The following is a 13,876-nucleotide window of genomic DNA, read 5'->3' on the forward strand; positions in this document are numbered from 1 at the left end:
TGCAGGCAGTGCAGGTCACCCGCCGCCGCCAGCCGCTCGCCGACGGGCCGGCCACGACCGAGATCGTCTACCTTGTCACCAGCCTGCCGACCCACCAGGCCAGCCCCACGCTGCTGGCCACCTACGCCCGCGAGCACTGGCTCGTGGAGAACCGGCTGCACTGGGTCCGCGACGTCACCTTCGGGGAGGACCTCAGCCAGGTCCGGACCGGCCACGCTCCCCAGGTCATGGCCAGCCTGCGCAACCTGGCGATCGCGATCCTTCGCCTGACCGGCGCCACGAACATCGCCNAGGCAATCCGACACCACGCGCGGCGCCCCGAACGACCACTAGAGACGATCAAGAGCCTTGCTTGCTAACCGACAACTTTGCCGGGGCCCTGGCCACCCATCCCGCCTACCCCGGGGCGTTCCTGCGGCCCGGCCAGCAGGCCGCAGCCGTGCCTACGGTGTTCCGGCTGGCTTTCGAGCTACCCCAGGTCACCCGCGTCGCCGTCGGCTCGACCAGCAGCGAGCACCTGCGGGCGCTCGCGGCCGCCGTCGACCTCCAGGTCGACGGCGGGCAGATCACCCGCTACCGGCAGCTGCTCGCTGCGCGGCCCTCGCTCAGGCCTGAAGCGCCTTGAGGAGCTCGTCGACGAGCACACGTGCCGGGTCGAGGAGCGGGCCGGAGTAGTCGGCCGGTGCGGTGACGATGTCCGCGCACAGGAACAGGGTCACGATCCGGCCGGTGCGGCTGCCGAGCTCGGCAGCGAACGTGTCGCGGATCCGTTCGGCCAGCGCCGGGATGGCGAGCGAGTTGACGAGCAGGTTCGCCGCGTCGAGACCGGCCGGGGCCAGGCCCCAGTCCTCCCAGTCGAGCAGCACACAGTCCGGCGCGGTCAGGTTCGCCCAGTTCAGATCGGCATGCGCCGGCACCCACCGGTCGAGCGTCGTGTCGAGCTGGTCGCCGAAGACCCGGCCGATCGTCGCGCTGACCCGCGCCTGGCTGATCGGCACGGTGTGCAGAGTCACGACCCGGGTCGTGGCCGCGGCGGCGAGCGCGGTCAGCGACCCGGCCAGCGTCGACCACCAGCCATCACCCAGCCCCGGATCGACGGTGAGGATGCCACCCGGCTTCACCGGCCGGGCCACGACGTAGCTGGTCTCGTCCGCCCGCCACAACAACCCCGCCTCGGGCTCAGCCCACGAGACGCCCTGACGCCAGACCGGCATCGCGACTCCTGGCAGCGCGGCGACGGTCTCTGCCCCGTTCCAGCCCTGCCCCGACACCTTCGACACCGGCCGCGCCTCGATACGCACCCACGTGTCGGCGTCGCTGGGCAGCCCGATCGAACGCCGCTTGCGCACCGCCGCCGCCCGGTCCAGCCGCACCCCGAGGGACCGCTCGACCCGCGCCAGGACCTCGTCATGAGAACCCGACCGCAGATCCAGCCTCGCCACCTGAGACACAGCGCACGCCCACCTCTCGCGACCAACGACAGCCTGCATCCGTGAGCGTAGGCCGCCCACCGGGAGAGATCATAAGAATGATCGTTCCCGCCGGGCATCGCCAAGGAACCCGCCCTCGACCCGCGCGACATCGTCGCCACCGCCCCCGGTCAGATCGCCGAGCCAACATCGCGCCCCGCCACTGTGCGGACCGAGCGCGCCCTGCGATCGGACCGACGCGTGCCGCCGACGTCCCGTGCCGTCGCCAGCTCCGCGCGGATCCGGTGAGTAGCTCGACCTCGATCAGCGGCGCCCATCAAAGATGATCAGGTCCAAGTGTCAGGGACTGACTGCTCCGGGGCGCGGCGGACGGTTCGGCTCTCGCCGGCGACGTATACGGGTGGAGGAATAGGACGCTTCCCGCATCCCACGACCCCGGCAGCCAGACGAGATCCGCGCCAGCGGCGGTGATCTGGGCTGGACCGAGCGCCGTATCAGGGNGCGGACCGTTCTCTCGGTCCTCCGAACCCAGAGAACGGAAGGAGGCGGAAATGGCGCATCACCGGAGCCGGCTGGCCCGCGGGATCACGGCCGATCAGGAGCGGCTGGTCAGGCTGGTGGTCTGGATCATCACGGTCATCGTGACCATGGCAACGCAGCACCACATGTAGTTCCCCGGGACGGGCAGGGTCTCTGCCGTCCCCCGCCGACTGGCGGGGGNCGGCGCCCTGCCTCTCCATTCGCAGGGAGGNGCTGGGNGGGCATTTCCCGGCGCTGTCGCGTTCCCGGGCCGCGCCCAACGGGGCGTGCTCGCCGCCGCGCCGAAGGCGGCGACCAGCGCCACCGACAGCCCGCCCGACCCAACGGCCGCCGGCGCCCTGGCGCTCGCCGCCGCCCACGACCTGACCGCCGCGGCCGCCTTCACGATGACGACCCCGACGCTGGCTGGCTCACCAGGCAGGCCGCCGTGGCGCCGCGGGGGCGGTGGGGCCCTGCGGCGGCCCCCGTCGGCCGTCCAGGAGCCACGCCGCCATCTCATCTACCCGGTACCGAGTCCGTCGGTTGCTCCAGGATCCCGGTCGCTATTGACGCTCCGTCACCCCTCACAGGTCTGTGAAAGCGGCCGCCAGCGGTCGGTGCCCCTGTGCTCTGCTGGGCGAAGGCTAGGCGTGCCACTCCCATCCACGACGCGATTCGATCACTCGTACGCGGTCGTACGCACGTTCTAACGTGCTGGTAGAGGGGCATGTCCGCTCATACTCGGTCGTCGCCACCCTGCTCCGGACCGGGTTCGATTCCCGCCACCTCCACGAGCCGGCCCGTCGTGGTTGCCGACCTTTGGTCAGCCTCCCGGCGGGCCGCGATGTTTTCCGGGAGGGACCCCCGGACCCCCGTGCGACCGGCATGGATCTGGTGGGCGGCTGTTCGGTGGTGTCCGGGTGGGCCAAGGCCGGGGCCTCCTGGGGCGAGCCTCCGGGAACCCCGCGGGCGCGATCTGTTGGCGGTTCGGCCGCTGGTGCCGGGTGTGCCTCATGCCGCGGCGTTGCTCGGTGAGGGTTCCGAGGTGCTCGGTTTCGATGACGAGGTCTCCCCGGACCACGATTTCGGCCCTCGTGTGCAGTTGTTCGTCCCGCCGGGCTTTGACACCGAGCCGGTCAACGTCACGCTGGAGAGGCTGCCGGCTCGGTTCGAGGGTTTCCCGGTCATCTATCCGGACAGCGACCGACATGACGGCCGGCCGCACCACCAGGTGGAGGTGACGACCACGCGAGCGTTCTTCGTCGATCGACTCGGTGTCGACCCCGCCGACGGGATGGGTCTGGCGGACTGGCTGTTGGCGCCGACGCAGATCCTGGCGAGTCTCACGGGCGGCGTGGTTCTGCATGACCCGCTCGCTCTTCTTACCGCGCGGCGCCGGGCGCTGGCCTGGTATCCCGATGATGTCTGGCGCTATGTCCTGGCGGCCGGCTGGCTGCGGGTCAGCCAGGAGGAGCCGTTCGTCGGCCGCGCCGGCGGCCGGGACGACGATCTTGGCTCGCGCGTGCTTGCGGCCCGGGTGGCCCGTGACCTTGCCCGGATCGGGTTTCTGCTCGAATGCCGGTGGGCCCCGTACAACAAGTGGCTGATGACCGCGTTCGCGCAGCTGGCCCTCGGCGGCCAGGTCGGTCGGTACCTTCACCGTGCGCTGCGCGCGATGCGGTGGCGGGAGCGTGAGGCGGCGCTGTGTGCCGCGGCCAGTCACCTCGCCGACGTCACGAACCGGCTGGGTCTGGCTGAGCCTGTCGACCCTGCGCCGCGCCGCTTTCACACCCGGGACATCCAGATACTCGGCGCTGACCGCCTCACCCGTGCGTTGACCGATGCGATCAGCGATCCGCAGCTGCGAGCCCTCCTCACCGGTTTCGGACATCGACCTGACGGCCTACTCGGCCATCTCCCGGGCGCGTCGGGCCGCCTGGCGGCGTGGCTTATGACGGTCCACGCCGAATGAGCCGGCGGACGGACCGAAAGACGGGTAGCNTATCTCATCGGATACGTTTGGTGTCGTGATGGAGAGGACCGTAGCGGAGGGGGTCGCAGTGGAGGGGGCATGGCGGATTCGCTGACAGGCCGACTGATCGAATCCGCGCGGCTGGAGGCGGGCCTGTCCGGGGCTGAGCTCGCGCGGCGGGCGGGCACGTCACGGCCGACGTTGGCGGCCTATGAGCACGGGGTGAAGTCACCGACGTTGGAGACCGCGACGCGTCTGCTGGCGGCGGCGGGCTTCCGGCTCGACGCGGTGCCGGTGCCCTCGTTCGAGGTCGTGGTGGACGGGCGGGGGCGACCGTTCACCGTGCCGGATCGGCTGCCTCGGCTCCCGATACGGCAGGCGTTGGCACGGGTGCGCCTGCCTGTCCATCTGAACTGGTCCAACCCCGACCGGACCTACGACCTCGCCGACCGCCGACAGCGCCACAGGCTGTACGAGATCGTCCTGCGAGAGGGGACGGCGGATGACATCCTCGCCTACGTCGACGGGGCACTGCTCGCCGACGCCTGGCCGGAGCTCGTCCTTCCNGCCCCGATCCGGCGCGCCTGGGAACGGGCTGCCTTCAGATGATCACATCGTTGCAGCGGGCGGTTGCGCGGATCTTCTTCGGGCTGCCCGAGAGCGCGGGCTTCGCGGTCGCGGGCGGCGCCGCGCTCATCGTGCGTGATCTCGTCGACCGCGAAACCCGCGACGTCGATCTGTTCACCGCCCTCCCGCCCACGGCATCGATCCCCGACACGGCGGCGGCGTTCGAACGCGCAGCGGCTTCGCAGGGCTGGGCCGTTCGGCGGGTCCAGCTCACGGACAGCTTCGCCAGACTTGTCGTCGAGACAGATGGTGAGGTATTGATCGTGGATCTTGGCGTCGACAGCCCGCCGGACGAACCACCCACCCTCACCGAACTCGGCCCGACACTCAGCGCCCACGACCTGGCGGCCCGCAAGACCCTCGCTCTGTTCGGCCGAGCCGAGGCGCGTGATTTCACCGACGTGTACGACCTGGTGAACGTCTTCGCCAAGGAGGAGCTCGTCCACCTCGCCCAGGCCCAGGATGGCGGCTTCGACCTGCGGGTGTTCGCCGACATGATCGGAACCATCGGCCGGTTCACCGACGACGACCTGGGGCTGCCCGGCCCGGCCGCCGACCGGCTACGCCACTTCTTCTCCGCCTGGCGTCAGGAAATCACCGGCGGCTGAGTGACGACCGGTCCCCATCCGGATTCCAGCTCGACCGTGCCCATGATCGCGGTCACCAGACGGACCGCGGTGTCCGGACCCACCAGAGCCACGGAACACATGTTCGGCTCGGTGGATGATGTTGTCGGTCGGAGACTCACTGGGCATCGTCCCTGGTCAGGAGCCGCTTGGCGACTGGGCGGACAGTGATTTCGGGACCCTGCACCAAGATTGAACGGTGGCGGGGTCAAACGGTCGTAGCGACGGCCCTCGCCCAGCGTGGACGTGACCTCCTCATCGAAGCCCTCGTAGTCGTGGATGGCCCATTCCTCGGCCGCCTCGCCGTGCCGCCGGGCTGGTGAGGTCGCCAGGATGCGGGCAACGGCGCCCTCCAGGTCTTCGACATCATGATCAGCGGCAATCCNGCGGCCGTGTAGCTCGCCGTTGGTGTAGTCGGCGAGGCTGGCCACGTAGACGCGGGGTCCGTCACCTTAGGCGTCGTCCCCGTCAGCTTGCTCAGCCAGGGGCACGATCTCGCCGTCCCGCCAGAGGCCTGGTTGCGCCGGCTGGTAGCCGCCGTCTCCGACGACGGGGCACAGCGGTCCGCCGTCCTGGTGCGTCCAGGTGGACTCGTCAAGTCCGACCGAGTGTTCGATGATCTGCTCTTCGCACTCCGGGCAGGCGTAGCCGACCCGTTCGCACCGGTCGTCCTGCTCGTGTCGTTCGAGCTGGACAAGAGCGTCTTCGTAGCGTCGGTACTCCCGGAGGACGGCCTCCCACCGCTGGTCGAGGGCTTCACCGTCCTCCGTCTCCCAGACGTACCGAAAGCCCTGCTCGTCCTGGGAGATGATCGTGCCGCCGCCGGTGCCGTGGTCGACGATCAGGCCGAACCAGCCCAGCTCCTCGGCGCGGCCGATCTCCTCGTCCGGCGGTTCGCCGAACAGTTCGTTCAGTCGGTCTGGATGCAGGAAATGATCTTTCCTGGACGTCTCGTCGGCTTCGGCCAGTTCGGGGGCGACGGCGATCCCGCCGAGCATCCGCGTGCGCTCCCGCGTGGCCTCGATGCGGTCAAGGAGAGCGGCGTGCTCGGCCCAGCCGCTCACCGGACCCTTGTCGGGCCTGGCCTGGCAGTAGGTTCGCAGCGCTTCGACCCACGAGGCGACTTCCGGCGTCTGGGATTCGAGGTCTTCGTACAACTCGTGGTAGACGGTGTCCTCGATAATGTTGCCGGTGCTGGCCAGGCTGTAGAGGGCGCTGACCTGACCACCGTGCAGCTGTCCGGCGATGTAGCGCGCGGTGCGGTCGTCGATGGGCCGCTTCTCCTGGGCGGCGGCCTCGATGCCTCGGCTGATCAGGCGCTCGTCGTATGACTGCTCGGCGGGTGGGGCGCCTTCCTGGTTGATGATCCTTTCGTGTGATGGTGCGTGTTCCATGGGTGTGGTTCCTGTTTAGTTGACCTTGCTGGTGCAGCAGAAAGCCCGGCCGCCACGAGGGCAGCCGGGCTTCCGCGGCCGGGTCAGGTTGCTGTTGGTGAGGTGCCGCCTCGTCGTACGCCCCGCTCGCGCAGCAGGACCTTCACGGAGGTCGGGCCGATCGAGAACTTCTCCGCGAGCGCTTGGGCGGTCGTGCCCGCCCGGTAGAGATCGATCAGGGACTCGATGTCAGCGGGGGAGAGCCGCTCTGTGACCTTGCGCACGGTGGGACGACGCCCGCGGCCGGTGTTGCCCGGCAAGCCGGGCTGAGGGCCTTCGTCGACTTCGTCTAGGACGGTGCAGAGGGTCCGAAGATCGCGGAGGTACCCACAAGAGGGGTTGGAGTATCTCCGGAGGAGGTCCACAAGCTGGCCCGTCGTGGTTGCCGACCTTTGGTCGGCTTCCCGGCGGGCCGCGATGTTTTCCGGGGGGCGACCCCCCGAGCCCCCCGTCCGGCCGGCGTGGAGCTGGCCCGGGGTGGTCAGGTGGTGTAGCCGGGGCGTGGGTCTCCTGGGTGAGCCTCCGGGACCTTGCGGGCGCGATCCGGTGGCAGGGCGGTGGGATCATGGCGTCATCGGCGGTGGTGGCACGGTCTGGGAACTCCATCTGTCCGCGGCGCGCTACGTCCGGAGATCACCAAAGATTGCGATGACGTAGCGGAGCCGACTACGGAGCTGCTGACCCGCTACTGGCGGCTACGCGGCTGCCTGCCGGGCGACGATGGGAACCTGACCCCGGTCACACCGGCGACTTCATCCCGTCCTGCACCTCTGTAGCGATGCCGGTGTCCGCTTCGCCGCAGGCCACCGCCGCATCCTCGCGAGGTATACACTTGAAGTATATTCCTAGCGTACAGTGCCCTCGTGAGTGTTCCTTTGACCCTGCTGGGGCTGTTGGAGCGGGAGCCGAGTCACGGCTATGACCTCAAGCGCGTCTACGACGAGTTCTTCGGCCGAGGCAAGCCACTGCCGTTCGGGCAGGTGTACGCCACGCTCGGCCGGTTGGCGCGCGACGGCAAGGTCATGGTCGGCGAGGCGGAGCCCGGCGACGGGCCCGACCGCAAGCGCTACGTCATCACCGAGGCAGGGGCGACGGAGTTCGAGAGCTGGCTGACCGAGCCGGTGGCGCCCGAACCCTCCCTGCGGACGGTGCTGTTCACCAAGGTCGTGCTGGCGCTGATGCTCGGCCGCGACGCCCAGCAGTACCTCGACGCGCAGCGCGCTGCCCACCTGCGGCGGATGCGCGAGCTGACCGAGCTACGGCGTACCGGCCCGCTCGTCGACGCGTTGCTCGCCGACTACGGACTGTTCCATCTGGAAGCCGATCTGCGCTGGATCGACCTGACCACGGCTCGGCTGGGCGCGATCGCCGAGGTGGTGCGCTCATGACCGTCCTGATCGAGGCCCGCGATCTTGCGCTCACTTTCGGTGAGACCCCTGCCCTGCGTGGCGCCAGCCTGACCGTCGATGCCGGCGAGGTGCTCGCCATCATGGGCCCGAGCGGTTCCGGCAAGTCCACCTTGCTGCACTGTCTGGCCGGCATCCTCACCCCCGACTCGGGGGAGGTGCACTTCAACGGCCGACGAATCGACACCATGAACGAGGCCCGGCGCAGCGAACTGCGCCGGCGTACCTTCGGCTTCGTCTTCCAGTTCGGTCAGCTCGTCCCCGAGCTGACCGCCGAGGAGAACGTCGCTCTGCCATTGCTGTTCGGCGGCACCAGCCGGGCAGGAGCACTCGCCCAGGCCCGGCCCTGGTTCGCCCGGCTCGGCCTGGACGGCATGCAGCGGCGCCGTTCCGGCGAACTGTCGGGAGGCCAGGCGCAGCGCATCGCGCTCGCCCGTGGCCTGGTCGCCCGGCCCCAGGTGCTCTTCGCCGACGAGCCGACCGGCGCACTCGACTCGCTCACCGGCGAACAGGTGATGGAACTGTTGGTGGGTACGGCCCGCGAGCAGGGCACGACCGTCATCCTGGTCACCCACGAGCCCCGGGTCGCCGCCTACGCCGACCGGGAGGCCGTCGTCCGGGACGGCAGGGCCAGCACATTCGCGGCCGAACGGATCGCCCCGTGATCCCCTTCGCGTTCCGCCTCGCCGTCAGTGGCGGCCGCCACGCCCTCGCCCGGCTTGTGATGATCATCGCTGCCGTCGCCATCGGCGTGGGGCTGCTGCTGTCCACGCTCGCCAGCCTGGGCGCCGTCGACCGGTCGAACGCCCGGCAACTCTGGTACAACACCGGCGCTGCCAGCCGGACCGAGACGGCCTCGGTGGACCCTCTGTGGTGGCGGGCCCACCGCGACTTCTACGACGGCAGGTCGCTCATCGAGGTGGACGTCGCAGCCACCGGACCGACCTCACCCGTCCCGCCGGGTCTGCGCAGGCTTCCGGCCCCCGGCGAGTACTACGCCTCGCCGGCGCTTGCCACGCTGCTGCGCGAGACCCCGGCGGCCCAGCTGGGCGACCGCATCCCGGGCCGGATGGTCGGCAGGATCGGTAACGCCGCGCTTGCCTCTCCGGACTCGCTGGTGGCGGTCATCGGCCGCGCCCCGGCCGAGGTCAAGGCCGCGCCCGGGGCACGAGCGGTCACCACCATCGCCGGCACGCTGCCGCCCGCCTGCGACGATGCATGTCTCGGCGAGGGCGTGCGCGGTGACGCCATGACCCTCATCCTCTCGGTGGTGGCCGCCGCGCTGATCTTCCCGGTTCTGATCTTCGTCGGGACTGCGACCCGCCTGTCCGCCGCGACGCGGGAGCAGCGGTACGCCGCGATGCGACTTGTCGGCGCCACTCCCGGGCAGATCTCGTTGATCGCAGCGGTCGAGTCCGCACTGGCAGCCGCCGCTGGCACAGCCGCCGGCTTCGGCCTCTACCTCGCGCTGCGCCCGGTACTCGCCACCGTGCCGTTCACCGGCAGCCGCTTCTTCGCCGAGGATCTGACTCTCACCGCGTCCCAGACTCTGGGGGTCGCCCTGGGTGTCCCGGTGGCAGCGGCGATCGCGGCTCGTATCGCGCTGCGCCGGGTCATCATCTCCCCGCTGGGCGTGACCCGCCGGGTGACCCCACGTCCGCCCCGGGCCTGGCGGCCGGTCCCGTTGCTGGCCGGTCTCGGGGAACTTGCCTTCTTCGTCGATCGCCGCCCGGCGACCACCAACGGTCAGACAGCGGCCTACCTCGGCGGCTTCCTGCTGGTGATGCTGGGCCTGGTGGTCGGGGGGCCGTGGCTCACCATGGCCGCCGCCCGGGTAGTCGCACGGCGTACCAGCCGTCCGGCGACTCTGATCGCGGCGCGCCGGCTCGCGGACGACCCGAAGGCTGGTTTCCGTTCGGTCAGCGGACTGGTCCTGGCCCTGTTCGTCACCACGGCGACGGTCAGTGTCATCGGAACCATCAACCACAACCGCGGGGTGCTCAGCGGTGATCCGCAGACCCGGGTCGCGGTAGTGGACGGTGCGCAGCCCGGTGACCCGCCGATGACAGGCGCCGTGCCGGACCGGCTCCTCGCGGACATCCGGGCAGTCCCGGGCTTCCGGGGCCTCGGCATCGTCCACGCCAACCCCCACAGGATCGGAATGGACCCGGCGGATCCCCGGCCATGGGCGCCCGGCCTGGTGGTCTGCACCGACCTGGTGCAAATCCCGGTCATCGGCCGCTGCCCACCCGGGGTGGGCGTCGCGGCCGTCCCGCTCTTCACGTTCCTCGANGTCCAGTCGAACAACGTCAAGCAGTGGCCCTCCGCCGCGATCTCCCGGGAGCAGGCCGCCACGCTGCCCGTACAGATGCTCTACGTGACCACCGACGGGTCGACGGCGGCCATGGAGCAGACCCGGACCCTGCTGACCAGGACCTACCCGAACTACATGGCCCGGACGGTCAACGACTGGGGCTCCCACCAGCAACAGGAGTTGGCCAGCTGGCGCCAGCTGGCCAACGTGGTGCTGCTGACCACCCTGCCGATCGCGGGCGCCAGCCTCGCCGTCAGCATCGTCGCGGGCCTGTCCGAACGCAGGCGCCCCTTCGCGATCCTGCGGCTCACCGGCGCGCCCCTACGGCTGTTGCAACGAGTCATCGGCCTGGAAAGCGCGCTGCCGCTGCTGGCAGGAGCCGCCCTCGCGATCGGGACAGGCTTCGCGGCGGCGGCCATGTTCCTGAAATCCCAGATGAAATACGATCTGATCTTGCCAGGCGAGGCGTACTACACGCTCGTCGTCCTCGGTCTGGCCGCGGCGCTGGGAATCATCACCTCGACCCTTCCACTGCTCAGGCGGATCACAGGCTCGGAGACCGCGCGTAACAGCTGATGCTTCCCGCCACGCCCCCATCGCGACGGAGCCCAACTGTGGCCTGCCCTGTCTGTCGTCCGGATTCGGTGGATGAGCGACGCCTGGACCGTTCCCGCTTCGGTGGACACCCGGATTAGCTGTCCGATCCGTCGGGAGAGCGAGCGATGGGCGCGACACGCCGCAGATTCACCGAGGAGTACAAGGAGCACGCGGTCGTTGTACTCGGCCGGGTTGTGGACACCGTCCACATCCCCCAGCAGACGCCCGACGACCACCCGGTTCACCTCCGGGAACGCCTCCCAAGACGGCACGCTCGCCGGTGCTTCCTGGCTCTGGGGGGCACGNCAGCCTCTGCGGACACCACATACCTCCTTCGCCCACCTCGGCCCGGGCCTCACACAGTCGCCGCACGACCGTGACCACCGCCAACAGGCCGTCAACCCCTACGACAGGGGTAGCGCCCCGCGTCAGGCCCGCTGCCCCATGCCGGTGCGGACCTCTTCCCACCGGCTCCGCGCGGTGCTTGGCGTGAGCGGGGGTGTGGGCAGGCCCGCGCCCTCGCGCAGGCCGGTGAGGAAGCTGCCGATCGCGGCGCGGGCGTCGTGGCGGGGCGACCAGCCGAGCTCCGTCCGGGCCCGGGNGGNGTCCATGATCGGTAGATGCAGGACGGCGTCGAAGAGCTGCGGGGAGGCGGGCACCAGATGCAGGTGCCAGGCGGTAGCCAGAGCGCCCCGGGCCAGGCCGGCCGGCATCCGGATGATTCTCGCATTGAGGATGTCGGCGAGCAGGGGTACGTCGACCACCGGGTCGGCCGCGATGTTGAAGGCGCCGCGGGCCCCGGTCAGGGCCGCCAACCGGTAGGCGTCCGCGACGTCGGAGGAGTGCACCACCTGGAAGCGTAGCCCCGGCAGATCCGGCAGCACGGGGACCGTCGCGGGGTGCGTGGGCGCCGCTGCCGGCCGTACCACCCGGCCGGGTAGCAACGGCCCGGCGAGCAGGCGCCGTTGCTGGCTGGCGGCCTCCCGCTTGAAGATGAACCCGGGCCGCAGCCGTACCACCCGGATGCCCGGATAGTCACGTTCGAAGGTGTCGAGGACCCGCTCCAGATACGCCTTCTCCCGGGTGTAGGCGGCCTCGGGCCAGCCGTGGGTCGGCCATCCCTCGTCAACGATGCCTTCCCGGGCGGCGGGCGAGTAGGCGCCGACCGACGAGGCATGCACCAGCGCGGGCACGCCGGCTCGGGCAACGGCCTCGAACACGCGGATGGATCCCAGGACGTTGGTCCGCCATGTGGTCAAGGGGTTGTGGGTGGGTTGGAACAACCAGGCCAGGTGGATCACGACGTCGGCGCCCTGGAACAGCGGGGCGAGGTCGTCCGTGACGACATCGGCCTGTGCCCACCGGGTCTTCGGCGCCGTCCATGTCGGGGTGCGGCGGGACACCCCGACCAGGGAGCCGACCTCGGCCGACCGGCCGAGGGCTGCCANCACGCTCGTGCCGACATTCCCCGTGGCTCCCACCACGACGATCTTCAGGTTGCTCGGGGTCGGCGTCACCTGATCCACCTCATCCNCCTCCTGCGGTCGGCCGGGAATCCCCCGTCGGGGGAAGCGGTCTCCCTTCGGAGNAACGGATACCCGCCGACGGGCGTCCAGATGCAGCCCTCAGCTCTCGATGAGTTGCGGTGCGCCGTCCGTCACTCCGAGGCGGCCGCGAGGGAGGCGGCCGCGAGGGAGGCGGCCGGTCTTGCCGCGAGGTCGTCCATCACCGTGGGGGAGACCCATTCGGCGGCCGGCCGGCGCAGGTGGGTGAAGACGGCCGGTCCGCGCTCCGCCTCGGCCCGTTCTCCCGGTCCGTTCCGCGTTGACCGGTCATCTCTGTCACCGACCGCTATCGACACAATTCTTTCTGTCGTATCGTCGTCCGGTCCGCGTTGCGGATATGGATCGGCGGGGNAANCGCACCCGCCCTCCTTGCCGGTTCGTCTTTATTATTTTTACCTTAGTTCCGCGAAACGCTGGCGGGTCGCGTCCCTTCGTGGTCGCCTATCGTTAGTGGTCCACCGCGTCGCCCACCACTCGGCGGCAGGAACATCAATTCCGTTCGTCAGTACTATGTGAAGTGTGTGATAATATGAAGAAGGATCTTGACTTTTCCCTAGTCGACCGGGCTCTGTCGGACCCGGCCGGCGTACCCGGTGACGGTCTGATGCTGCGGTCGGCGATGTCCTCGAAGCCGCCGGCCACCCCACGGCAGCGTCCTGACCACGGCACCGAGGCGAGCTTGAACCGACCTCCGATGGCGCGACCCTACGCTGCGGCGGGNGTCCTGTTNTTNGATGAAGAAGACCGCATACTGCTCGTTGAACCGTCGTACAAGCCGGGCTGGGACATTCCGGGAGGCTTTGTCGAACCGGGGGAATCGCCCTACTCGGCGTGCGTACGGGAGGTCGCCGAGGAGCTCGGTATCGCCCCACCGATCGGTGGTCTGCTCGCGATCGACTGGGCGCCATGTCTTAACGACGGGTGGCTCGACAGCGAGATGCTGGCCTTCGTCTTCGACGGNGGTGTGCTGCCTGCCTCATGGCGGGAGCGCATCCGGCTGGACATGGACGAGATCATCAACTGCGCGTTCGTCTCCGTGGACGAGGTGGGCGGGTTGCTGCCGTCCCCGCACGCGCGACGGGTCCGTGCCGCCGCGGCCCTGCGGGGGGTGCCGCAGCGTAGCGGATATCTGGAGTTCGGTAATCAGATTCCCGAGTCCGTCGGTGGTTCGGTGAGCGTCGCGTCGCTCGGTGAACCGGATGCTCGGGGCGCGGGCGCGGCTCAGGTGCTCGCGGGGCCACCCGCATGTGGTGCGGTGATGATGTCCAGCTTGGCGAACGAGGTGATGGAGGCATGACCGCCGGCGTCTCGGTGAGGATCCGGCGCACNGCCGGTTTGGCGTGACGGTTGCGCACCCACGCCCCCAACCGGGCCCGGGCACAGGGGA

Annotated in this window: 15 protein-coding genes; 9 read left to right on the top strand and 6 right to left on the bottom strand. The window is 69.9% G+C overall.

Going from position 1 to position 13,876, the window contains the following annotated elements; translation table 11 throughout:
- Positions 1-359 (top strand): ISAs1 family transposase (locus tag ALLO2_RS13835; protein WP_157493392.1); only part of this gene is annotated, 359 nt, incomplete at its 5' end.
- Positions 353-625 carry a hypothetical protein gene (locus tag ALLO2_RS13840; RefSeq protein WP_023841178.1) on the top strand — a complete coding sequence of 91 codons (273 nt, stop codon included), beginning with the start codon at positions 353-355 and terminating at the stop codon, positions 623-625. The genes ALLO2_RS13835 and ALLO2_RS13840, both read left to right, overlap by 7 nt.
- On the opposite strand, the gene ALLO2_RS13845 is transcribed toward ALLO2_RS13840, so the two are convergent.
- On the bottom strand, positions 606-1,442 hold the full coding sequence (locus ALLO2_RS13845) for a hypothetical protein (RefSeq protein ID WP_232235093.1): 837 nt from the start codon (positions 1,440-1,442) through the stop codon (positions 606-608). The two genes, ALLO2_RS13840 and ALLO2_RS13845, sit on opposite strands and share 20 nt — an antisense overlap.
- 1,513 nt (positions 1,443-2,955) lie before the next feature.
- Between ALLO2_RS13845 and ALLO2_RS13850 the strand changes: the two genes are divergently transcribed.
- The 3 genes from ALLO2_RS13850 (at position 2,956) to ALLO2_RS13860 (ending at position 5,156) form a co-directional block, all read left to right on the top strand.
- On the top strand, positions 2,956-3,921 hold the full coding sequence (locus ALLO2_RS13850) for a DUF4037 domain-containing protein (protein WP_232235094.1): 966 nt from the start codon (positions 2,956-2,958) through the stop codon (positions 3,919-3,921).
- A gap of 99 nt (positions 3,922-4,020) precedes the next feature.
- The gene (locus tag ALLO2_RS13855) at positions 4,021-4,530 is read left to right on the top strand and encodes a helix-turn-helix transcriptional regulator (RefSeq protein ID WP_023841182.1); all 510 of its coding nucleotides are present in this window, start codon (positions 4,021-4,023) and stop codon (positions 4,528-4,530) included.
- An 8-nt stretch (positions 4,531-4,538) separates the two neighbouring features.
- Entirely contained in the window at positions 4,539-5,156 is a 618-nt protein-coding gene (locus ALLO2_RS13860) for a nucleotidyl transferase AbiEii/AbiGii toxin family protein (RefSeq protein WP_157902412.1), read from the top strand.
- Here ALLO2_RS13860 and ALLO2_RS26445 read toward each other — a convergent pair.
- The 3 genes from ALLO2_RS26445 to ALLO2_RS13875 form a co-directional block, all read right to left on the bottom strand.
- Positions 5,135-5,605: an antirestriction protein ArdA gene (locus ALLO2_RS26445; protein WP_051875246.1), complete on the bottom strand. Its 471-nt coding sequence runs from the start codon at positions 5,603-5,605 to the stop codon at positions 5,135-5,137. The two genes, ALLO2_RS13860 and ALLO2_RS26445, sit on opposite strands and share 22 nt — an antisense overlap.
- 21 nt (positions 5,606-5,626) lie before the next feature.
- The gene (locus ALLO2_RS13870; RefSeq protein ID WP_023841184.1) at positions 5,627-6,568 is read right to left on the bottom strand and encodes a hypothetical protein; all 942 of its coding nucleotides are present in this window, start codon (positions 6,566-6,568) and stop codon (positions 5,627-5,629) included.
- An 83-nt stretch (positions 6,569-6,651) separates the two neighbouring features.
- Positions 6,652-6,831, bottom strand: coding sequence for a helix-turn-helix domain-containing protein (locus tag ALLO2_RS13875; protein ID WP_035732570.1), 180 nt, complete (start codon positions 6,829-6,831; stop codon positions 6,652-6,654).
- A 639-nt stretch (positions 6,832-7,470) separates the two neighbouring features.
- On the opposite strand from ALLO2_RS13875, the gene ALLO2_RS13880 reads away from it, so the two are divergent.
- The 3 genes from ALLO2_RS13880 to ALLO2_RS13890 are packed head-to-tail and all read left to right on the top strand — an operon-like array spanning position 7,471 to position 10,903.
- On the top strand, positions 7,471-7,995 hold the full coding sequence (locus ALLO2_RS13880) for a PadR family transcriptional regulator (RefSeq protein WP_023841185.1): 525 nt from the start codon (positions 7,471-7,473) through the stop codon (positions 7,993-7,995).
- Positions 7,992-8,678 (top strand): ABC transporter ATP-binding protein, encoded by a 687-nt coding sequence (locus ALLO2_RS13885; RefSeq protein ID WP_011435265.1) that lies wholly within the window; start codon positions 7,992-7,994, stop codon positions 8,676-8,678. Before ALLO2_RS13880 ends, ALLO2_RS13885 begins: the two co-directional genes overlap by 4 nt.
- Entirely contained in the window at positions 8,675-10,903 is a 2,229-nt protein-coding gene (locus tag ALLO2_RS13890) for an FtsX-like permease family protein (protein ID WP_035732572.1), read from the top strand. The genes ALLO2_RS13885 and ALLO2_RS13890 overlap by 4 nt, the downstream gene beginning before the upstream one ends.
- A 449-nt stretch (positions 10,904-11,352) precedes the next feature.
- Here ALLO2_RS13890 and ALLO2_RS13895 read toward each other — a convergent pair whose 3' ends face one another.
- Both ALLO2_RS13895 and ALLO2_RS13900 read right to left on the bottom strand, forming a co-directional pair.
- A complete protein-coding gene (locus ALLO2_RS13895) occupies positions 11,353-12,450 on the bottom strand; it encodes an NAD-dependent epimerase/dehydratase family protein (protein WP_035732574.1) in 1,098 nt (365 codons plus the stop codon).
- Between the two features lie 131 nt (positions 12,451-12,581).
- Positions 12,582-12,785 (bottom strand): hypothetical protein, encoded by a 204-nt coding sequence (locus tag ALLO2_RS13900; protein WP_023841186.1) that lies wholly within the window; start codon positions 12,783-12,785, stop codon positions 12,582-12,584.
- Positions 12,786-13,183: 398 nt separating this feature from the next.
- Between ALLO2_RS13900 and ALLO2_RS13905 the strand changes: the two genes are divergently transcribed.
- Positions 13,184-13,786: an NUDIX hydrolase gene (locus ALLO2_RS13905; protein WP_232235096.1), complete on the top strand. Its 603-nt coding sequence runs from the start codon at positions 13,184-13,186 to the stop codon at positions 13,784-13,786.
- The last annotated feature ends 90 nt before the right edge of the window (positions 13,787-13,876 follow it).

The sequence above is a fragment of the Frankia sp. Allo2 genome (assembly GCF_000733325.1).
In the GTDB taxonomy this organism is placed as follows: domain Bacteria; phylum Actinomycetota; class Actinomycetes; order Frankiales; family Frankiaceae; genus Frankia; species Frankia casuarinae.